The 19,786-nt window shown below is 71.6% G+C and carries 17 protein-coding genes and 1 other RNA gene; 7 read left to right on the top strand and 11 right to left on the bottom strand.

The window, feature by feature from the left end; genetic code table 11:
- Nucleotides 1-175: 175 nt before the first annotated feature.
- Nucleotides 176-1,498 (bottom strand): outer membrane protein assembly factor BamB family protein, encoded by a 1,323-nt coding sequence (locus tag ABEA93_RS12385; protein ID WP_345675489.1) that lies wholly within the window; start codon nucleotides 1,496-1,498, stop codon nucleotides 176-178.
- 332 nt (nucleotides 1,499-1,830) lie between these two features.
- Between ABEA93_RS12385 and ABEA93_RS12380 the strand changes: the two genes are divergently transcribed.
- Nucleotides 1,831-2,061, top strand: coding sequence for a hypothetical protein (locus ABEA93_RS12380; protein ID WP_345675488.1), 231 nt, complete (start codon nucleotides 1,831-1,833; stop codon nucleotides 2,059-2,061).
- A gap of 98 nt (nucleotides 2,062-2,159) precedes the next feature.
- Here ABEA93_RS12380 and ABEA93_RS12375 read toward each other — a convergent pair whose 3' ends face one another.
- The 5 genes from ABEA93_RS12375 to rnpB all read right to left on the bottom strand — a co-directional run bounded on the left by ABEA93_RS12375 (nucleotide 2,160) and on the right by rnpB (nucleotide 5,899).
- Nucleotides 2,160-2,666 carry a hypothetical protein gene (locus ABEA93_RS12375; protein ID WP_345675487.1) on the bottom strand — a complete coding sequence of 169 codons (507 nt, stop codon included), beginning with the start codon at nucleotides 2,664-2,666 and terminating at the stop codon, nucleotides 2,160-2,162.
- 118 nt (nucleotides 2,667-2,784) lie between these two features.
- Nucleotides 2,785-3,570 carry a hypothetical protein gene (locus ABEA93_RS12370; RefSeq protein ID WP_345675486.1) on the bottom strand — a complete coding sequence of 262 codons (786 nt, stop codon included), beginning with the start codon at nucleotides 3,568-3,570 and terminating at the stop codon, nucleotides 2,785-2,787.
- Complete coding sequence (locus ABEA93_RS12365; protein WP_345675485.1) at nucleotides 3,567-3,875, bottom strand: hypothetical protein; 309 nt, start codon at nucleotides 3,873-3,875, stop codon at nucleotides 3,567-3,569. Before ABEA93_RS12365 ends, ABEA93_RS12370 begins: the two co-directional genes overlap by 4 nt.
- 295 nt (nucleotides 3,876-4,170) lie before the next feature.
- Nucleotides 4,171-4,359, bottom strand: a complete 189-nt coding sequence (locus tag ABEA93_RS12360) for a hypothetical protein (protein ID WP_345675484.1) — start codon at nucleotides 4,357-4,359, stop codon at nucleotides 4,171-4,173.
- 1,136 nt (nucleotides 4,360-5,495) lie between these two features.
- Nucleotides 5,496-5,899, bottom strand: an RNA gene (gene rnpB, locus ABEA93_RS12355) — RNase P RNA component class A.
- A gap of 426 nt (nucleotides 5,900-6,325) precedes the next feature.
- On the opposite strand from rnpB, the gene ABEA93_RS12350 reads away from it, so the two are divergent.
- Nucleotides 6,326-7,543 carry an MFS transporter gene (locus ABEA93_RS12350; RefSeq protein ID WP_345675483.1) on the top strand — a complete coding sequence of 406 codons (1,218 nt, stop codon included), beginning with the start codon at nucleotides 6,326-6,328 and terminating at the stop codon, nucleotides 7,541-7,543.
- 46 nt (nucleotides 7,544-7,589) lie between these two features.
- Here the strand turns inward: ABEA93_RS12350 and ABEA93_RS12345 are convergent, their stop codons facing one another.
- Nucleotides 7,590-7,961, bottom strand: a complete 372-nt coding sequence (locus tag ABEA93_RS12345) for a MerR family transcriptional regulator (protein WP_345675482.1) — start codon at nucleotides 7,959-7,961, stop codon at nucleotides 7,590-7,592.
- Nucleotides 7,962-8,079: 118 nt separating this feature from the next.
- Here ABEA93_RS12345 and ABEA93_RS12340 point away from each other — a divergent pair, with 118 nt between their 5' ends.
- Complete coding sequence (locus ABEA93_RS12340; protein WP_345675481.1) at nucleotides 8,080-8,952, top strand: NAD(P)-dependent oxidoreductase; 873 nt, start codon at nucleotides 8,080-8,082, stop codon at nucleotides 8,950-8,952.
- Between the two features lie 236 nt (nucleotides 8,953-9,188).
- On the opposite strand, the gene ABEA93_RS12335 is transcribed toward ABEA93_RS12340, so the two are convergent.
- Nucleotides 9,189-9,566 carry a hypothetical protein gene (locus ABEA93_RS12335; protein ID WP_345675480.1) on the bottom strand — a complete coding sequence of 126 codons (378 nt, stop codon included), beginning with the start codon at nucleotides 9,564-9,566 and terminating at the stop codon, nucleotides 9,189-9,191.
- A 113-nt stretch (nucleotides 9,567-9,679) separates the two neighbouring features.
- Between ABEA93_RS12335 and ABEA93_RS12330 the strand changes: the two genes are divergently transcribed.
- The gene (locus tag ABEA93_RS12330; RefSeq protein WP_345675479.1) at nucleotides 9,680-10,594 is read left to right on the top strand and encodes a phosphotransferase; all 915 of its coding nucleotides are present in this window, start codon (nucleotides 9,680-9,682) and stop codon (nucleotides 10,592-10,594) included.
- 252 nt (nucleotides 10,595-10,846) lie between these two features.
- Nucleotides 10,847-11,251: a YsnF/AvaK domain-containing protein gene (locus ABEA93_RS12325; RefSeq protein ID WP_425584916.1), complete on the top strand. Its 405-nt coding sequence runs from the start codon at nucleotides 10,847-10,849 to the stop codon at nucleotides 11,249-11,251.
- Between the two features lie 162 nt (nucleotides 11,252-11,413).
- Here ABEA93_RS12325 and ABEA93_RS12320 read toward each other — a convergent pair whose 3' ends face one another.
- Complete coding sequence (locus ABEA93_RS12320) at nucleotides 11,414-16,888, bottom strand: ATP-binding protein (protein WP_345675478.1); 5,475 nt, start codon at nucleotides 16,886-16,888, stop codon at nucleotides 11,414-11,416.
- A 342-nt stretch (nucleotides 16,889-17,230) separates the two neighbouring features.
- Between ABEA93_RS12320 and ABEA93_RS12315 the strand changes: the two genes are divergently transcribed.
- A complete protein-coding gene (locus tag ABEA93_RS12315; RefSeq protein WP_345675477.1) occupies nucleotides 17,231-18,634 on the top strand; it encodes a hypothetical protein in 1,404 nt (467 codons plus the stop codon).
- 85 nt (nucleotides 18,635-18,719) lie between these two features.
- On the opposite strand, the gene ABEA93_RS12310 is transcribed toward ABEA93_RS12315, so the two are convergent.
- A complete protein-coding gene (locus tag ABEA93_RS12310) occupies nucleotides 18,720-19,166 on the bottom strand; it encodes a cupin domain-containing protein (RefSeq protein ID WP_345675476.1) in 447 nt (148 codons plus the stop codon).
- A 25-nt stretch (nucleotides 19,167-19,191) separates the two neighbouring features.
- Nucleotides 19,192-19,320 carry a hypothetical protein gene (locus ABEA93_RS12305; RefSeq protein WP_345675475.1) on the bottom strand — a complete coding sequence of 43 codons (129 nt, stop codon included), beginning with the start codon at nucleotides 19,318-19,320 and terminating at the stop codon, nucleotides 19,192-19,194.
- Nucleotides 19,321-19,394: 74 nt separating this feature from the next.
- Between ABEA93_RS12305 and ABEA93_RS12300 the strand changes: the two genes are divergently transcribed.
- Nucleotides 19,395-19,700, top strand: coding sequence for a hypothetical protein (locus ABEA93_RS12300; RefSeq protein ID WP_345675474.1), 306 nt, complete (start codon nucleotides 19,395-19,397; stop codon nucleotides 19,698-19,700).
- Nucleotides 19,701-19,786 lie beyond the last annotated feature (86 nt).

The raw sequence follows: 19,786 nt of genomic DNA, 5'->3' as shown, positions 1-19,786 counted from the left end.
GTAGGCCTTGCGCCGTGGTGGCCACCAGTGCGACGTGGACGCGGTGCGGTGACTGGGCGGGTGGGCGTACGCAACTTGCCGACCAGCACGCTACCGGCCCCGCCCGGGGCCATCGGTCCCGCGGCCGCAGGTTCCACCCCATCGGGTGTACGCCCGCCGCCGACGGGGCGGCAGTTCAGCCAGTGGCCGGGTATGCGCGCAGGGTGCCGGTGGAGTCGACGGCGATGACGGTGGTCGCGCTGACCTGGACGGGGGCGACGGCCGGCGTGGTGAGGTCGCGGCCGGTGGCGCCGTCGAGGACGACGGGGCGGCTGGAGACCTGACCGTAGACGGCGCCGTGCCATACCGCCGTGACCTCCGGGGCGACGCGGTTCGCGGCCTGGTCGGGCAGCCGCCACAGCTCCTTGCCGCTGGCCGCGTCCAAGGCGAGTACGATCCCCACGCCGGTGCACACCGTGACCGTCTTCTGGTCCCACGCGCACCGCATCCCGTAGGTGGCGTAGCCGCTGGTGGCCTGCGATGGCGGGATGACGTCCTTCCCGGCGGCGTCGAGGAGCCGGAACGTGGACCGGCCGCGGCCGTAGTCGCGGCCTTCGATGGCAGCGAACCCGGGCCCGGCCGACGTGATCGAGGTCTGGTACAGCGAGCCGGGCAGGCTCCACGCGGGGGCTCCGTCGGCGATCGCCAGCCCGGTCACGGTCTGCCGCATGTTGGTCTCGTCCTGCGGCTGGACGGTGACGACGGTGTCCCCCACGAGCGCCCGGCCCAGGAACCCCGGCTTCGACCACCGCAGCGTCCGGGTAGTCGTGTCGAGCGCACACACGGCGCTGGACTGCCCGTGCTGGTCGGTGACGGCGAGCACGAGCGTGGTGCCGCGGACCCCGAGCACCGTCGGCGTCCCGATCTCCCCGTCCATCGGGACGGACGCGCTCCACGCCACACCGTGCGTTGCCGGGTCGACCGCCGTGACCGCAAGCACCGTGCGGCCCGCGGTGGTGCCGCGCCCGGGAAGCTGCAGGATTTGGGGGAACGCCACCATCGGGCGGCCTCCGATGTCCGTGAGCGCCGGGCTGCCCGACAACGCACCTGCCATCTGGGTCCCGTTCGGGGTCTGGGCCAGGTCCGGGTGCGTGAACACCTGCGTGGCCCCGCCGGGGGCAAGGTCGAGCGACTGGAGGCCGCCGGCGCCGTTGGCGGCGTAGAGGGTGCTGTCGAACAGCACGCGCCCCGTCGGCTCCCCGAACGCCAGCGATCGCGCGGAGAGCCCACGCGGCAGCTCCACACCGGCCGCAGCAAACTCCTTCGGCCGGTCGAACCGACGCACCGGCACCGACGACTGCGACGGCCGCGCCGCCGTCGCGGACACGTCGTCCGCCGCCGTCACCAGCAGGCCCGACGAACCCGAACACCCGACGACCCCGCCCAACGCCGCCACCACCAGCCACGCCACCCACGAACCTGCACGCACCGATACCCCCGCCGAACCGATCGTGATCAAACGCGGGCCAGTCTACGAGGGGCCTGTCCTCCAGCCTCGCGGCCGCCACACGCGGGGTTGGGCGCTCGTAACACGTTCGTTGGCTGTACCCCGTTTTCCGGCCCGGTGCTCCGGACCGGCGGGGAGTGGCTCGTCACGACGGACGGTTCGTCAACTCGGGGTGCCGTTCTGGGACACCGCGTACTTGGCGTTTACTCGGTGATAGCACTACCGGCCTCATATGCGTGACGTTAAGGCCGATGCTGCCATAGGAGTAGGTCGCCCCTCAGGTAAGGGGCGAGCCTCCGTCACCCTGCCGGGGCTCTACGCACCTGGGACCCCCGGAGGAACCCGTGTCCGAGAACCCCACCGAGCCGGCGCCCCACCAAAGCGGAGAGAGCGCCCCGGACGCGCGTGACGTCCGCAACGAGACGGGCCGATCGCCGCAAGGCCTGAACGCCGGCCGGGACATCTTCATCATCAACATGGGGACGATTACCGCAGGCAACACACCGGCACAACAAGACGCAACGCCTTCGCCGGGCGGCTGGCTGCGCCGACTCCTCGCGTGGCTCGGCCTGTGACGACCGCCCGGTCGGCTGCGCCGCTCCGTCTCCCAACGTCGGCCAGCCACGGCAGCAGAACACCCGCGAGGCCCAAACGCCCCTGCGCGGCTTGGGGTTCACCGTCCAGCAGACCCGGTGACCAGTCTTGCCCTTGCCGGTCGAAGCAGCCCGGCGCGGAACAGACCGACGGCAGCTTCCTCAATGTCGGCGCGCGCCGTGAACGGAAAGACGTCCCGCCGATGGGCGTTCTTCCTCACCGCTCTCTTCAACCCGCGCTCTGCCGAGACCGATTGGAAGATCTCCAGGCATTCCGTGCCGAGAAGCTTGCCGGGCTCGTCTTCATAGCGTCTGTCCTCGATGGCCAGCCAATGGGCTTGAGGCCACCACCGCACATAGGCGGGGACGGCCAAGCGGTCCGGCAGCGACCCGAGGTAGTCAACCGCATCGTCCGGATGGTCGACGTGCCAGTAGATCAGGGACCACGGTCCGGTGTCCGCATGCACCTCCTCGTGCAAGGCCTGGGCCCAAGGGCAGTCCGGACAGCGGACAATGCGCTCCCCAAAGACGCTGTAGCCGGGGTCCGTCACCGCCCAGTGCGGCGCGGAAACTCGGTACCTGTTCAAGGAAACTCCGCAAGGTCGGGGCGGAGTCGTCCGCCAGCCGGTTGACGTCCGTCCCTCTGTGTCCGTGTGCCAAAACGTACGTTTCTGCGCACGGCACACGAGTCTGGCACGTGTGGGGTCACGGGGTGTCCGCGGGCCGTTCGCTGGCGGCTTCCTCGGGCGTTGCGGTGTTGACGCGGGTTGCGATGCCAGCGGCGATGTCGCGGTGGCGGGCCGCGGTGGCGCGGTGGTCATCGGCCATGGCGGGTTCGGCGGTGGCGAGTCGGTCGTAGTGGTCGGCGATGGCGGTGCGGGCCATGGCCCAGCGGCGGGTCGCGGCGGCGTGGTCGGGGGTGCCGATCGCGGCGAACGACGCGTAGAACGCGGCGTCGTCCTCCTCGTGGAAAGCGTGCAGGCGGTCGTGGAGAGCGCGGGTGTCGGCGCGTTCGCGGTCGGCGGCCTGCTGGGTGACGACGTCGCGCGGGTCGGCCGCGGCGAGACCGGCGGTGACAGCGTGGGGCACGGACGGGTGAAGGCGGGCGTACCAGGCGTCGATGTCTTGAGCCAGCTTCCACGAGCCGCCGCCGTGACGGCGGCGGCCGAACGTGTGCCAGGCGTCGGCATGCCAGCCCCACCGGGCCCGGGCCTCGTCCTCTGTCACGGCAGCGCCCGCGGCGATGTCGGCCCAGGTCGCGCCGCGTTCGAGAGCGACGACGACCGCGCGCCCGACGGCGAGGTCGGCAAGTCGGGCGAGTTCCGCCGCCTCGCCGACGATGTCGGCGGCTTCGGCGGTACCGCGCTGTTGCAGCGGCAGGACGTCGAGGGTGTAGACGGCCAGGTCGCGCATGGCGTCGGCGTGCGCAACGAGTGCCTCATCAGCGGGGATGAGCCCGGCCGGTTCGCTGCGGGTGTCGGGGTCGGTCACGGTGCGGCCTCCAAGGCGTCCGCCTCGTCGGCGGCGGCAGTGTCCTGGGCGGTGATCCAGCGAGCGGCGGCGGTAAGGGTTTTGAAGCCGTTCCGGGTCACGTCGAAGTGCAGGGTGTAGGCGGGGAACAGCCTGCCGGCGGGCTTGGGGCGGGCGGCGGCGCGGAACTGGGCGGCGCCGCGGGGCCCGACGGAGGTGTGGACGAGGCCGATGACGTCGCTGTACTGCAGGTGATCGGTCTTCGTCCGGGCGGCGAGGTACTGGTATGGGCCTTCGCCGGGCAGGAGTTCGCCGCCGGGGTACATCCACAAGCCGCCGTGCCGGACCGGCGGGAGCCCGAACCCGAGGCGGAGGGTTGTCGGTGTAGCGGACCTCGCCGCTGAGCGTGTACGCGGCGCTGCACATCCGGCAGTACAGGCGCACATCGGTTGGTGTGGCGGTTCTCCTGGTGCGGGCAGTCGTCCATGACGCACCGGTGCTCACCGCGGGGCTCGTGGTCCTGGTCCTCGGTGATCATGTCGACGTCCCACCGGGACTGGGTGCAGCCGCTCCGGTGCGCGAACGCCCCGAACCCGAAGTAGTCGCGGTCGATGTCCATCATCAGCGCACCCCGCCCCGGCCGCCCGTGGCGGCCTGCGCGTCAGGGAGGCGGCGCCGGGGTGCACGGTCGAGTCCGCGGGCGGGGCGCAGTCGACCAGTACCACGCGGGGGGTGCCGCCGCGTGCCGGGCACATTGAAGGTCGCCGCGGTCTTGCCGTCGCGGGTGAGCTGTCCGGGGGTGGTGTCCACGCGGGGTTCGCTCCCTGGGGGTTGGGTGGTCAGCGGTGCCGGGCGATGAGCCGGTTGGCGGCCAAGGCCGTACCGCTCGGCGTCGATCCGGAACACGACGCGCTGTTCGTCTACGGCGGACCGCACCGCGGCGGGCAGCAGCCACTCGGTCCGCGTCCCCGGCTCCGAAGACCAGGCGAACGTCGCCAGATCCGTCGGTCACCACTGCCGGGCCTGCGACGCCGGCGACGTTGCGCAGCATGGTCGTCAGGCGGGTGACGGGGTCGACGTGGACGCGGCCGTCGATGACCGCGTCGGCGTAGGCGGCGAAGTGCGCGGCGGCCTCGGCAGCGTCCCGCGGCGCGGGGCGGCGGCAGGGGATGCCGCGGGTCAGCGGCCGGCGTGACCTCGTCGGCCGGACCGATCTGGCCGAACGGGCAGAGCGGCGGGTATGGAGAGCTCCGCTCGGCCGGGACGCCCTGTCGGTCGCGGGACTCCGCAGCCAACGTTCGATGTCACCGCTCTGCGTCGCCACCTGATGCCCGGGTCGGGAGATGTTCGTCGGTGATGGTCAGTCCGATCGTGTCGATCACGTACTCGTCTTCGTCCCAGCCGCCGTTGTAGGCCAACAGCGCGAAGGGCGGGGGCCACCGTGCGGCGCCAAGTCGGGCCCGATAGGTCGGTCGGTGGTCTCCGAGGTTGCCCTGGCGGGCTCCGCGAAGAGGATGTATTGGGGCTGCTCCGTGGCGCGGGCGAAGCTGCATCGCCAGTGCCGGGCCGTAGTGGCGCGGTCCCCGTGCGAGTAGGGGCGAGCCGTTCTCTTGAGTCATACTTTTGGGGTCTACTAGTAACGGGCCTTTGCTTGCGGACCCGCCAGGCAACCCCTATTTCCGCACCGCTCTTCGTGTAGGGCAGGACTCTGCATGCCTTGTCGTGTGTCGGCTTCGGCCTTGCCGCGGCGCCATCGCAGACGAGATTCACGCCTGGCGAAAGCGGACTCCGGACCGCTCTCCGCCGCCACACAATCGCCACAGCGCAGGCCGAAACACTCGGGAACAGTTACTAAGAGTGAGCAATGATCGTAGCGTTCCCAGGAGCGAGAAAGGCCCGCTGACCTGCGAAAACGCAGGTCAGCGGGCCCATTCTCAAGCTAACGACGGACGAGTCGGCTTATACGCCGGGTTCTGTCTCCCAGGTTCCTTGCGGGGCCTGGGGAGGCGGCCATCCATCTCGGGCCGGCGTTGCCGCCGGCCTCCAGCGGTCTACCCGCAGGCTCGGGCGGGCAGCCCTCGAACGCCTGCGCAGGAGCCCTGTCGGGTTCCCTTTTGACCTTGCTCCGGGTGGGGTTTACCGAGCCGCCCGAGTCACCTCGGGCGCTGGTGGTCTCTTACACCACCGTTTCACCCTTACCAGGGGTCCGGAGACTCCTGGCGGTCTGTTCTCTGTGGCACTGTCCCGTGGGTCACCCCAGGTGGGCGTTACCCACCACCCTGCCGTGTGGAGCCCGGACGTTCCTCGACGGGACCCGTGAAGGTCCCGACGCGGCCGCCCGGCCGGCTCGTCCGCCGTGCGGCAAGGATAGCGCGTCGGGGAGGTGGGACCGGCTGGTGGCGGGGGTGCCCCCGACCTGCGGGGAGGGTGGGCGGAGGGCTCGGGCCCGGTGGCCGATGTGACGGATTGGGTGGGGTGGACCGGGGTGGACCGGGGCGCGTATGTCGTCTGTGCCGGGGTGGGTGGCAAGCCTCGCGAGGTTGGGGCGTGTCGTGGCCGGGGTGAAGGCGGGCGGGTGCGAATGGGTGAGCTGCCCGGCGTCTCGGTCGGGCGGGAGCGGATCCGCCTCGTTCCGTCTGTATCCCCGGCCGCTCTGTTTGCGGGGCGGGCGTAGGTGACGGGCCCGCGGTCACGGCCGATTTCCGCCGGTGTTTCGTTGCCGCGATGGCTGTACTGGAGGCGCCGCCGTTGATCGTTCGTCTGGGAAGGGCCGTTCATGCCTGCCAGTGCAGCCGTCCAGCACTCGCCGAAATCCCCGCCCTCCGGGGTGGTGGCCGGGTCGCCGCCTCTTGGTCGGACGGCCGGGGTGCTGTCCATCGCGCTCGGGATCTTCGTCATTGTCACCACCGAGATCCTGCCGATCGGGTTGCTGCCCTCGATGGCGGCGGGGTTCGGGGTGTCCGACGGCACTGCCGGTTTGCTGGTGACCCTTCCGGGGCTGCTGGCCGCGGTGAGTGCGCCGGGGGTGGCGATCGTGGTCGGGCGGACGGATCGGCGGCGCGTTCTGGCGGGGCTGGTTGTGCTGCTGGCCGTGGTGAACGTGCTGACGGCGTGTGCGCCGTGGTTCTGGCTGGCGATCGTGGCGCGGGCGCTGCTCGGGATCGTCATCGGCGGCTTCTGGTCGATCGGTGCCGCGCTCGCGCCGCGGCTGGTGCCCGCGGAGCGGGTGCCGGCGGCGACCGCGATGATCTTCGCGGCGGTGCCGGTCGGTTCGGTGCTCGGTGTCCCGCTCGGAACGCAGCTGGGCGAACACGCGGGCTGGCGCGTGGTTTTCGTGGTTCTCGCCGGCTTGGCGGCGGTGTGCGCCGTGGTCGTCGCGCTCAGTCTTCCCGCGTTGCCGGGACGTGAGGCCGTGCGGATGCGGGTGCTCGCGGGGCACCTGCGCCACTCCCGCGGCATCCGGACGGCCGTCCGGGTGACGGCCTTGATCGTGGTCGCGCACTTCGCGGCCTACACGTATGTGACGCCCTTCCTCCGCGACGCGGCACACGTCGGCGGACGCTGGGTGAGCATGTACCTCCTCGTGTACGGCGTCGCCGGCATCGCCGGGACTTTCCTCGCCGGCCGAGCGATCCCCCGCAGCGCCCGGGCGACCTTCATGTCCGCGGCGTTCCTCATCGCCGGGACGGTGGCACTGCTGCCGCTGCTCGGGCGGTTGCACAGCGCTGCGGCGCTCGGGCTGCTCGTGGTGTGGGGCGTGGCTTACGGAGCGGTTCCGGCGTGCTCGCAGGCGTACTTCCTGCGCGGCGCACCGGACGCGCCGGAGGCCGTGACCGTGCTGTTCACGTCGTCGTTCCAGCTGACCCTGGCCTCGGGGGCACTGCTCGGCGGGATCGTGGTGGACGCGACCTCGCCGTCGATGCTGATGGCAACCGCTGCCGTTCCCGCCGCGTTGGCGGGCGTTTTCGCGTGGGCGGCGAGGCACGAGGGGTGACGGGGTGAGGGAAATGGGTGACGGGTGACGGTGGATCGTCCGGGATTCAGGCCGGTTGGGTGAGGCGCTGTTCGGTCGCGCTGATGTAGGCCGCGAGGGATTCGCGGGAGCCGGCCAGCGTGTTCAGGCGGTCGTCGAGGGTGGCCAAGCGGGCGCGGAGGGTGTCGACGATCTCCTGGCAGGGGGCCATCTCGGGGGTGGGGCCGGTGACGCAGGGGAGGAGGTACGCGATGTCGTCGGTGGAGAGGCCGGCCTCCAGGAGCCTGCGGATCTGGTGGACGGTGAGGACGGCCTCGTCCGTGTACTCACGGTAGCCGCTGTGCCGGCCTCGACGGGGTTGCAGGAGGCCCTGGCTCTCGTAGTAGCGGAGTTGGTGGGTCCGGACGCCCGTCCGGCGGCTCAATTCGCCGATCAGCAAGGCTCGTTCCTCTCCACGAATGCACACGGCTTGACCTTCATACCGGTGTGAACGTCGAGCATCGCTGCATCGATTCCGGTCGGCGTCACGCCGACGAATGTTCTTGCTGGGGGATGTCATGACTGCTGATGCTGCAACCCGTCCGGTGACGGTGCTCGGGCTCGGGCTGATGGGGAGCGCGCTCGCGCGGGCCTTCCTGCGGGCCGGGCACCCGACGACGGTGTGGAACCGCAGCGCGGCCAAGGCCGAGGCGTTGGCCGCCGAAGGAGCGCAGGTCGCCGGGTCGGTGGCCGGGGCGGTGGCGGCGAGCCCGCTCGTTGTCGTCTGTGTCTCCGACTACCACGCGGTACGCGAACTCCTCGGTCCGATCGAGGGGTTCGAAGAGGGCCGGACGTTCGTGAACCTGACGTCGGGGACGTCCCGGGAGGCGCGTGAGCTGGCTGCCTGGGGCGGCGGGGCGTACGTGGACGGGGCGATTCTCGCGGTCCCGTCCGGTATCGGGGCGGCGGAGACGCCGATTCTGTACAGCGGCGCGGCGGATGCGTTCGAGGAGCACGCGGACACGCTGCGGGTACTCGGCGGGGCCGCGGCCTTCCTGGGCGCCGACCACGGGCTGGCGTCGCTGCACGACGTGGCGGTGCTGAGCCTCATGTGGGGGACGCTGAACGGGTTCCTGCAGGGTGCCGCGGTGCTCGGTGCGGCGGGTGTGGACGCGGCGTCGTTCGCACCGCTCGCCGCGATCTCCGCGAACACCGTCGCCGGGTGGCTCGGCGGTTACGCGGAGCAGATCGACAGTGGTGCCTACCCGGGCGACGATGCGGCGCTGGACACGCATCTTGCGGCCATGGAGCACTTGATCGACGAGTCCGAGGCGGTCGGACTCGACGCGTCGTTCCCGAAGGCCATCAAGCAGTTGGCCGACCGCGCGGTGGCGGCCGGCCGCAGCAAGGACAGCTATGCGGTCCTGGTCGAAGAACTCCGCAAGCGGTAGGCGGTTCCGGATCCGGCTGTGCACGCGGGCGCCCGACGGCGGAAAAGCCACACCGCCGGCGCCCGCGCGGGCACGAAACGGCCGGATGCGTCGCCCCGACGGACACCAAGCCGTCACCTGATCGTGAAATAGCTTTCCGCAAAGCTACTTCGATCGCGAAAGCTTTGCGGAAAGCTGTTTTTGAGACCGCTCGGTCCCGGTGCGGCAGCCGGTGCCGCTTCGGACGTGACCGGCCCTCAGCGCAGTTCGAAGCGCATCTCCGGGTAGGCGCCCGACGTGCCGTCGAACAGCCGGGTGGCGCGGCCGCGCAGGTGCAGGTCGAAGAAGGCGGTGACGAAGGCGCGGGTGGCGGCGACCGCGCGGTCGGGGCGGATGGTGCCGAGCATCGGTTCGGTGGAGCCCGGCGGTTGGCCGAGGTGGGCGGCGATCTGCGGCATCAGTATCTGGATGTCGGTGTACGACAGATGGCGCGACTTCTCCAGGACATACATCCGGCGCCAGCCGCGCAGATTGGGCCAGAACTGCTGCCATGCTTCGTCGTACGCCATCGCCTCGTGGTCGGCCGCTTCCAGCAGCAGTTGCGGACGGTCAAGGCCGGGGCCACGACCGGTCAACCGGTGGACCGGTTGGCGGCGGGCAGGGGTGCGCCGCGCGGATAGCCGGGGCGATCCACGCCTGTGCAGGATGGCGGTTTCTCGACAGGACTTCTGCGCACGGGGGTTGGGCGTTGGCCACGTACACCGGTCTGGATCGGCTGGACTTGCCCGGCCTGGCGGCTCGCTACGGGCTGCGGGAGGTGCGTGCCGAGCCGCTCGTCGGCGGTGCGGTCAACTCCAGCTTCCGACTCCGCTCCACGGCAGGGGAGTTCGTCCTGACGGCGCTGGACGGCCACGACGCGGCGACTGCCGTGGAACTGGCGCGACGGACGAGGATGTTCGCGGCGCTCGGCGTCCCGACCGGCGACGTTGTCCCGGACACCGCGGGCGCGCTCGTCACCGCGGTCGGCCCGCACCAGGTGATGCTGAAACAGTGGCTGGCCGGGCGCGTTCACACGTCCCTTCCCGAAAGGCTGCTGCGCGACGCCGGAGAACTGCTCGCGCGCCTTCACCTGCTGCCCGCAACCGCCACCGGCCTGCCCTCCGGCACACGTAGGCTGTCCGAGGCGGACCTGGCGGGCATGGAGACGTGCACCGACCGGGAGTTCCGCGACTGGGTGAGCGGAACCGCGGTACTGCCAACCCCCCACGCAGGGACGGAAGTCGTCTGCCACGGCGATTTGTTCATGGACAACCTCGTCGAACGGCCGGACGGCTCGCTCGCCGTCATCGACTGGGAGACCGCGTCGATCGACGACCCGGTCTTCGACCTCGGCATGGCTGCCGTGGGCCTGTGTCAGTCGCCGGAGGGGGACCGGATCGACCCCGCCCGGCTCACCCTGCTGCTCGACGGCTACACCCGGCTGCGACCGCTGCCGGACGCGGACCGGGCCCGGCTCCCGGACACCATCGTCGAGTCGTGCGTGCTCCTGGCCGTGCACCGCTACCACCGCCGTGGGACCGGCCGCGCCCACCGTCAACTGATCCCGGTCGCCGCCTCGGCCCGGACGCTCTCACAAGACGCGGAATCCCAGGCGATTCACTAGACCCAGCCGTCTCGATCCGCACCCCGTCGGCTTACCACCGCAACCCCGCGGCCGGCGGGACGGCGACGGCCGGCAAGCGGACCGACACGACCAAGCCCGCCGCGGCGGCCATGCCCACCGGAACAGCCAAGTCCACCGCGGCAGCCGCACCCACCGCAGGAGCCGCACCCACCGCCGCAGCCAAGCCCGGCACCCGAGGCACCGCCGGCGCCGGAGCCGAAGGCGCCGCCATGACCCGCTCCGAAAGAACAGATGCACGTCGGTGTGGAACGCCACGAAGCCGGCCACGCGCGGCTCCGCAAGTACGTCGTTACCGAGGAGCAGGAACAGACCGTCTCGGTGCGCCACGACGAGGTGCGGATCGAGCGTGAGCCCATCACCAAGGCCAACCGCGACGCGGCCATGGCCGGACCGGACATGACCGAGGGCGAACACGAAGTCACCCTGTACGCGGAAGAAGCCGTCGTCGAAAAGCGGGTGACCCCCGTCGAGCGGGTGCGCCTGACCACCGAAGAACACGTGGAGCAGGAGACGGTGAAGGGCGAGATCCGCAAGGAACGCATCGACACCGAACTCACCGACGCGGCCGGCCGCCCCCGCAAGCCCGGCGACGCAGCAGGCGATTCCGGCAAGGGCAAGGCCCAGGGCCCCCACTAGCCCACGCCGGACCCCCGATTCCGGAGGATCCTGAACGCCAGGCCGCGCCCCCGCCGACGAAGAACCGCCGAAAAGCCGCCGGGGCCGAAGCGGAATCCCGCCCCGGCCCCGGCCGCAACCCTCAGTTCACAGACCTCACATCACAGCCCGCAGGTCGGCACATCAGCCGACCGACCACCGCGTCAGCCCGTCCTCGACCGCCGCGATGATCCGCGGCCGCATTTCCGCCGCATCGATCACCGCGTCGACCGAGCCGACCTCGACCGCCCGGCGGATGCTGTGCACGCGGTCGAACTCCGCCGCGACCTCGCCGAGCTTCTCGGCGCGCACCACCGGCTGCAGTTCGTCGCGCTGCGCCAGCAGGGCCGCCCGTTCCGTGCCGTCGGCCGCCGCCGCGCGGGCGTGCAGTTCGGTCACCCGCGGGTCGCCCGCCGTGCGCTTGTCGACCTCGCCCGCGAACACCACCGCCGCCGCCGGAGCGCCGCCGAGCACCGACGCGAACGAACCGTCCAACGCCAGCACCGTCATGTTCGGGTTCAGCGCCTTCGAGAACACCACGAACGCTCCGCCGTGGTAGCGCGAGATCACGCAGAACACGATCGGCCCGTCGAAGTTGACGACCGCGCGCCCGATCTCCGCGCCGTACTCCAGTTGGAGCTTCCGCATCGACTCCGGTGAACCGTCGAAGCCCGACAGGTTCGCCAGCACCACCACCGGCCGGTTCCCCGACGCCGCGTTGAGCGCCCGCGCCGTCTTCTTCGACGACTGCGGGAACAGCGTGCCCGCGGTGTACGCATCCGGGCCGTCGGTGGGCGGGAAGCCACGGCGCGACACCGCCCGCGACTCGATGCCGATCAGGCACACCGGGCGCCCGCCGAGGTGCACGTCCTGCACGACCGACGTGTCCGCGTCCGCCATCCCCGCCCAGCGCTCCAGCACCGGGTGGTCCTGGTCGGACAGCGCCCGCATGACCGTGCGGATGTCGAACGGCTTCTTCCGGTCCGGGTTGTGCGCGGCCGAGAAGATCTCGCCGACCCGGGCGAAGTCGCTGCCCTCGACCACATGCGGGAAGTCCGAGACGTCCCGGTCGACCGGGTCGCTCGTCGGCGCCGGGCGCGGCGACGTCTCCCCCGCCGCGACGTACGTGTGGTCGTAGTGCGCCATCAGCAGTTCGTGCGCGGCCGGCAGATCCGGCGCCCAGTACTGCGCCTGGCCGTTCGGCCCCATGACGCGGTCGTAGCCGCCGATGCCGAAGTTGTCCTCGGCCGACACACCGCCGGAGAAGTCCAGCGCGTGCTTGCCGGTGAGCACCATCGTCGAGTCCGGCGTCATCACCAGGATGCCCTTGGTGTGCATGAGCATCGTCGCTTCGGCGTTCCAGTACGGCTGCGCGCCGACGGTGATGCCCGCGACGACGATGTTGATCTCGCCGCCGTCCTGCGTGAACTCCACGATCCGCTTGAGGGCCGCGGCCACCCAGTCCATGTTCTCGGTGCCCGAGTCCATCGAGATCCGGGCGCCGGCGGACAGCGCGTACCACTCCAGCGGCACCCGCATCTGCTCCGCGAGGTCGATCGCGGCGATCACCCGGCGGCACTCCGGCTCGGACAGCGCGCCGAGCGCCTTCGTCGGGTCGCCCAGCAGCACCACGCGGGTGACCCCCTGCGGATGCCGGGACGTCGTCGTGGTGACGACACCCGCGACGATGCCCGCCGTGTTGCGGCCCTTCGCCCGGGAGACCGGCACCAGCCGGTGCTCGTCGTCCAGGTCGTGCTCGACGAAGTCGCCGATCATGTCCGTGAGTTCGTACGGGTACGGGGTATTCCGCGCCTGCGCCCGCAGCACCTTCTGCCGGTACTGGTCCAGCGGCTCGACCGGCTCGACCGGCGGCTCGCCGAAGGTCAGTTCCGCACCGCCGGCGGCGTCGAACGAGAACCGCACGGCAGCCTTGCGCAGCGCACCCGTCTCCCGGTCGCGCTGACGCGCGATGAACAGGATCTCCTCCAGGCCGGCACCCGCGGTCGTCGGCATCATCCGGCGGCCGAGCATCTCGACCTCTTCGCGGGTGAAGTCGATAGGCGGCCAGACGTACACCACGATGCGGTTGGTCGGGAAGCGCTTCTGCGACGGACGGGCGACGTGCGCGCGCCGGATCGCGTCGACACACGCGGCGATGGTGTTCTCCGTCGTCGGCAGCGCGACGAGCTTGCCGTCCTGGTCCCGCAGTTCCGTCAGGTCGCGGATCTGCGCGAACGCCACCAGGCGTTCGTCCGCGGCATTGTCGGGCGAGACACAGCGGTACAGGTAGACCTCTTCGTCCGACGACGGCAGGCGCGTCAGGTCGAACCGGCCCCAGCGCTCCATCTGCATGCGCTGCGCGATGTACGGGTGCAGACCGCGGATCAGCCGGTCCTCGGCCATCCCGTCCGCCGTCGGACGGAACGTGAAGTGGTGGTGCATCACGGCACCGCCGCGGCCGGCCACCGTCGCGGTGATCCGGCGGACCCCGTCCGGCTGCGGCTGCGCCGCGAGCGCCTCCTGCAGCGCGGCGGCCATCGCCTCGAAGTCGTCCGGCTGGCTTTCCCACGCCAGGTAGATGTCCGCGTCTATGGCGTGCCCGCCATTGCGGTCGGCCAGCTCGGCGAGGCCCCGCAGCGCGCCGCCCAGCTCGTCGAAACGCACCGCGGTGGACGCCACGTCGCCGTCCGCGCGCTGCGCCACCACGAACGTGCCGCCCGCGTACTCGCGGGTGTCCACCGACACGAGCGCCTTGTTGCCGTAGTACCGGCGGGTCAGCACCTCCAGCATGACCGCGTTGTCCACGCCCTCCCGGACGAGGCGCTGGCCGAGCAGCCGGACCAGCGGCTCGGTGCTGCGCACCATCTCGGCGATCCGCTCGTCGCGGTCCGCGGCCTCCGGGGCGGCGTCCAGGTGCCGCAGGTGCTTGCGCACGTCGGCGTAGACCCGGGCCCGGTTGCGGCGCAGCAGCGGCTGCGCGAACCACGAGAACACCACGCCGCGCGCCAGGTCGGCGACCACCGGGAAACGCACCTGGGTCGCGGTGACCAACTGCTCCAGGGTGTGGCCGACGGCTTCGCGCAGCGACGCGTCCGCCAGCGGCTCGCCGAGCCACTCGCGCAGCAGCGCGGCGACGATCTCGGCGTCCGCGGACGCGCGGCGCTGGGCGAGGAAGACGCGGAAGACCGCGGCCTCCAGCTCCGGGGTGCGGTCCAGCTCGGTGACGCCGTAGTGCCCGAGGGCCTTGCCGAGCTTGGCCTGGAACGCGGGGGTCAGGCCGGCGCGCTCCGCGTCGAGGCTCTGCAGGTAGCGGTGGAAGTGCTCGCGGGCGCTGTACGCGTGGTCGTCGCCGTCCTCGCGGACCGGCCGGTTGCGGCTCAGCTCCGCGACGTCGGCGAACACGCCGATGAGGGCGAGTTCCTCGGCGTGCGGCCGGTGGTCGTCCTCGGCGAGTTCGCGGCGGGCCGCGAGGTAGTCCTCCAAGACCCGGCGCTCGTCGTACGGGTCGGCGTCGTAGCCCAGCAGCAGGCTCCGCAGGTCCTCCAGACCGCGCGCGGCCCGCTCGGCGGCCGCGAGGTCGCCGGGGCGGCCCGGCAGGTCCAGCTCGACGGGCGCCGCGGCCTCGGCCTCCTCGGCCTCGGTGTCGGCCAGCGGCTCCAGACGCAGCAGCGCCGCGCCGGTCTCCACCTGGCTGCCCACCGCGACGACGCACTCCTTGAGGCGCGCCTTGAACGGTGCCCGCAGCACCGTCTCCATCTTCATGCTCTCCAGCACCAGCACCGGCGCGCCCGCTTCGACCTCGGCGCCGACCGCGAGCGGCGTGGCGACGACCAGTGCGGGTGCGGGAGAGCGGACCACGCCGCCCTCGTCGAGGCTGACCCGGTGCGCCACCCCGTCGACCTCGACCAGGTGGGTGGGGCCGTGGGTGCCGATGAGCACCCGGAAGCGGCTGCCGTTCACGGCGATGCGGCCGGAGTGCGTGTCGAAGCGCTCCAGCTCGACGTCGGCCGTGCGGACCTCGCCGCCCGTTTCGATGCCGACCCGGAACCGGCGCGCGCCGACCCGGGTGGCGCGGACCCGGTAGCCCGCGCCGCGCAGCCGCAGGTCGAGCGGGCGGCCCGACTCGTGCCGGACCTGCGGGCGGCCGCCGAACGCGGTGGTGAGGAGGCGGGCCTGCTCGACGCGCTCCTCGTCCTGGTACGCCTCGATCGCCGCGGCGGCCACGGCGACGCCGGAGTGGCGGTGCGCGACCAGGCGGCCTTCGCCGCGCACCCGGTCGATCCAGCCGGTGTCCGCGGACCCGTCGACGACTTCGGGCTGGTCGAGCAGGTCGAGGACGAAGCTCTTGTTCGTCGCGCCGCCTTCGATGACCACGGTGGTCTCGGCCATGGCGCGGCGCAGTCGGCCGAGTGCCTGGTCGCGGTCCCGGCCGTAGGCGATGATCTTCGCGATCATCGAGTCGAAGTCGGCGGGGATCTCGTCGCCTTCGCTGACCCCGGTGTCGACCCGGATGCCGGGGCCGGCGGGCAGCACGAGCCGCGCGATGCGGCCCGGTGCGGGCGCGAAGTCGCGGTCCGGGTCCTCGGCGTTCAGCCGGGCCTCGACGGCGTGCCCGGCCTCGTCCGGCCGCGGGCCCTCCAGCCGCCCGCCGGACGCCACGTGCAGCTGCAGGCGGACCAGGTCGGTGCCGGTGGTGATCTCGGTGATCGGGTGCTCGACCTGCAGACGCGTGTTCACCTCGAGGAACGCGAACAGCTTCTCGCCGGGGTGGTACAGGAACTCCACGGTGCACGCGCCGCGGTAGCCGACCGCCAGGGCGAGCCGTTCGGCGGAGGCCTTCAGCTCGGCGGCCTGCTCGGCGGACAGCACGGGGGAGGCGGATTCCTCGATGATCTTCTGGTTGCGGCGCTGCACCGAGCAGTCCCGCACGCCCAGCGCCCACGCGGTGCCCTGGCCGTCGGCGACGACCTGCACCTCGACGTGCCGGGCGCCGGTGACCAGGCGCTCCAGGAAGACCACGCCCGACCCGAAGGCGCGCAGTGCCTCCTGGCTGGTGCGCTCGTAGGCGTCGGCCAGCTCGTCGGGCGATGCCACCATGCGGATGCCGCGCCCGCCGCCGCCCGCGGTCGCCTTGAGCATCAGCGGGTAGCCGATCTCGCCGCCGGCGCGCAGCGCGTCCTCCAGCGTCCCGACCTCGCCGCGGCTCCACGGCGCGACCGGGACCCCGACCTCTTCGGCGAGCAGCTTCGCGCCGATCTTGTCGCCGAGCTTGCGCATCGCGTCCGGGCTCGGGCCGACGAACGTCACACCGATCCGCGCGCACAGCTCGGCGAACCCGGCGTCCTCCGCGACGAAGCCCCAGCCGACCCACGCGGCGTCCGCGCCGGTCTCGCGGAGCGCGTGCTCCAGGACCTCGTGGTTCAGGTACGGGCGCGCGGCGGCCGGGCCGAGCGAGTACGCGATGTCGGCTTCGCGGACGAACGTCGAATTGCGGTCGGCGTCGGTGTAGAGCGCCACCGTCTCTATGCGTGCTCCGGTTTCCGCGGCGAGATCCCGGACCGCGTGGATGAGCCGCATCGCGGCCTCACCACGGTTGACGATGGCAATACGACGAAACACGGACCGAGCCTCCCAGAGCTGCGCGCAGCAGGCAGAGCCCTCGGGCGGGCCTTCACCTGCACAGGTTTCCCACCCTGCTGGAAAATCGTCTCGCACACCAAGGCCAACTCCACGCGCGCCAAGCCCCTGATTTTGTAGGGATCTCACAAAAGGTGGCGAGCCGCCGCGCTCCTCGGGGGCTCTCCGCGGCGGAATTCGGGGCGTCATCGCGGTGTGCCGGAGCGGGGGCGACGCCCCGGCGCCTCGTCCGGGGCCCGCGGACGAGTCCGCGCGAACCGCGCTGCACATCGTCCCACCATGGTGCGACGATGTGCAGTCCGCCGGCGAATACGGGGGCGATCGATGACCGGGCCGCAGGACGAGACGTGGCAGCGCGATCCCACCGCCGTCATACACGCTTACGCCCGATCCGTGCGTGATCTCGTGGCGGGCACCACCATGGTCGGCCTGACCCGGTTCCGAGCGTCCATGGAGCAGAAGTACGGGAACGACGTCATACCCCGCCTGGAGGCCTGGGGGACCAAGCAGGTCCGCAAAGCCGACCGCGAGATGCGCCGAGCCGACAAAGCGTTCCGGCAGCAGATCCTCGAGTATGCGGAGCGGGCGAGGTTGGGCGAGTACCACGAACTTTTGAAAGCCGAGACACAACGGGAAGCGGCCAGAGCCACAGAATGGGACGCGCCGCCTGGGGGCCGCCTCGACCCCCAATGGTCGAGGCGGTTGTCGGAGGCCGTGGGCGGCGTGCCGGATTCGACCGCCGCGGCGATCGACGACGTCCTCGCAGGCGACCGCTACGCAGGCGCGGCCTTCGGCCAAAGGTACCCAGGGCCGGGCACGCTGCGCCGCCACCCCGAGGCCTTTGAATGGCTGCATGCCGCGGTCGAGTCGGCTGCGGACTTGGCGATGCCGCGTGACCTCGGCGAGCTGTACGAGGCCGGCCGCCTGCAGGTGGCTGCGACGGCGGAACTCCTCGAGGCGCACAGGTCCCAGGAAGACGCCAAGCTGTCCTCTACGGATCAGAGCCTGCTCTTCGAACGGTATGCAAAAGCCGAGGCCGCGCACGGGAAAGAAGTCGACGCCGCCCTCGGCCGATGGGTGACGGAGTACGTCCAGCGGTTCGACGATCTGGCGCCCCGGCGTCTCGCCGAGATCGTGCGTGAAGCCGGACTGGGTGCGGAACTCGGTGTGACCCAACGCCAAGTCGGGGTGGAACGGGCGCGGATCAGGCTGGCGGACCTTGCCGCACTCCACGAGCGAGAAGCCGCGGAACCTCCTTGGGAGCAGCGGCCCGTGCCGGTCGTGGCGGCTGCCAAGCCGGGGGCCGTGCCCACACCTGGCCACCGCGATCCCACCCCCAAACCGGCGTCCGGTCCGGTCGCCGACGTTCCGCGCAACGTCCCCGAGATCCGTGTCCTGGCACCGCACGACATTCCCCGGATGCATCCGGCGGCCGACCCTGCCGCCACCTACGGGCTGCCCAGGCCCCGGGTGCGGGCGGCCGCCGCGGGCGCCGCCGCGCCGGCTCCGACCCACCTGCCCGCCGCCGGCGCGGGGCTGCCTGCCGCCGGGACGCACCCCCAGGCGGTGGCAACCCCGCTGCCATTGCCGTCCGCCGCGTCGCGTGCCACGTCCGTCGCGATGCATGCGGCAGCTGCCGCCAACACACGGCCGACAGGCAGACCACAGGACATCACCGTCCCTCGCAAGGGCGCAGTAAAGGCGTTGACAGTCGCCCGCGAGCGTTGACCGGGCGTTCGCCGCCGCGATTCCCGCGAGACAGCAGACACGGGCGCGCGCCCCGCACACGGCGAAACCGTACGGTGCGCGCCGCTCACAGCGTCTCGGTCGCGTACTTCGCCCGCAGGGCGGCAAGGCGGTCGCCGTCGAGCGTCTCGCCCGCTTCCAGCGCCCGGTGCAGGTCCCGGAAATAGTCCTCGTAACCGGCCGGGGTGAGGAGGAACAGGCAACGCGCCCACGTCTCCGTGGTGTTGCGGAATCCGTGCGCGGCGCCGATCGGGACCGACACGGACCCGCCCGCGCCGAACGTCACGGCGCCGTCCGCCAGATCGAACGTGATGTCGCCGTCGAGGACGTGGAAGTGCTCGGCATGCGCGTGATGCACATGCGGGGCGGCGCCCACCGCCCTGGGCGGCAGCGCGTACTCGACGACGGCCAGTGCCCCGCCGGTCTGCGCGCCCGACAGGCGAACCACATACGAACCCACGGGTCCGCGCAGCCGCTCCCCGTCTTCGGGCCGGGTCATCGTGACATCGGTCATCCCCGGATTCTGCCGCGGAACGGTCTTACGCCTCTCCGGTGCCCTCGCACGTCGAGCAGTCCACCCATTCCCGCCGCTGGACGACCTTGCCGTCCTGCCGCTCGGTGACCAACCGGTAGTAGCCCTTCCTGCCCTGGCACACGCCGCATTCCATCGAAGGCCCTCCGTCCGCCGCGAACGCCGTTACCGTGAGTTTAGAACCAACGACACACTGCGGCTGGAGTGCCCGTGGATGACGACAACGGATGGCGGAACACGTGGCCGTTCCGGTGCCACGACGACGCGCCGCACGCGTGGAAGTACAACGGCGAGTACGTGCCGGGCAAACCCTGGTCGAAGCACTGCCTCAACTGCTTCATGGTGAAGGCGGGCAACACGACCGACAACGACCCCGCCCCGGCGGACCTCCCCGCTCCGCCCGCGCCGCGCCCGGGCGGAACGCTCCCCGCGGCCGGTCCCGCGGCCGGTCCCGCGGCCGGTCCGTCGGTCGGTGCCGCGGCCGCCGCCCCGCATGCCGCTACGAAGAACGGGTGAACTCGGGCAACGATCCCGTATCCCTCCGCGGAGCCCCTCGTTGCGCAGGATGCCGAACCCGATCGGCAGCTCTACGTGGAGGAATT

This window comes from Yinghuangia aomiensis (genome assembly GCF_039542225.1).
Lineage (GTDB): Bacteria > Actinomycetota > Actinomycetes > Streptomycetales > Streptomycetaceae > Yinghuangia > Yinghuangia aomiensis.
The sequence above is the reverse complement of the archived record's forward strand: the minus strand, read 5'-3'. Positions and strand labels throughout refer to the sequence as shown.

Excerpts from the sequence above, each read along its gene's own strand:
- ABEA93_RS12365 (WP_345675485.1), bottom strand. The coding sequence starts at position 3,875 with ATGTACCCCGGCGGCGAACTCCTGCCCGGCGAAGGCCCATACCAGTAC.
- ABEA93_RS12350 (WP_345675483.1), top strand. The coding sequence starts at position 6,326 with ATGCCTGCCAGTGCAGCCGTCCAGCACTCGCCGAAATCCCCGCCCTCC.
- ABEA93_RS12340 (WP_345675481.1), top strand. The coding sequence starts at position 8,080 with ATGACTGCTGATGCTGCAACCCGTCCGGTGACGGTGCTCGGGCTCGGG.
- ABEA93_RS12325 (WP_425584916.1), top strand. The coding sequence starts at position 10,847 with ATGCACGTCGGTGTGGAACGCCACGAAGCCGGCCACGCGCGGCTCCGC.
- ABEA93_RS12315 (WP_345675477.1), top strand. The coding sequence starts at position 17,231 with ATGACCGGGCCGCAGGACGAGACGTGGCAGCGCGATCCCACCGCCGTC.
- ABEA93_RS12310 (WP_345675476.1), bottom strand. The coding sequence starts at position 19,166 with ATGACCGATGTCACGATGACCCGGCCCGAAGACGGGGAGCGGCTGCGC.
- ABEA93_RS12305 (WP_345675475.1), bottom strand. The coding sequence starts at position 19,320 with ATGGAATGCGGCGTGTGCCAGGGCAGGAAGGGCTACTACCGGTTGGTC.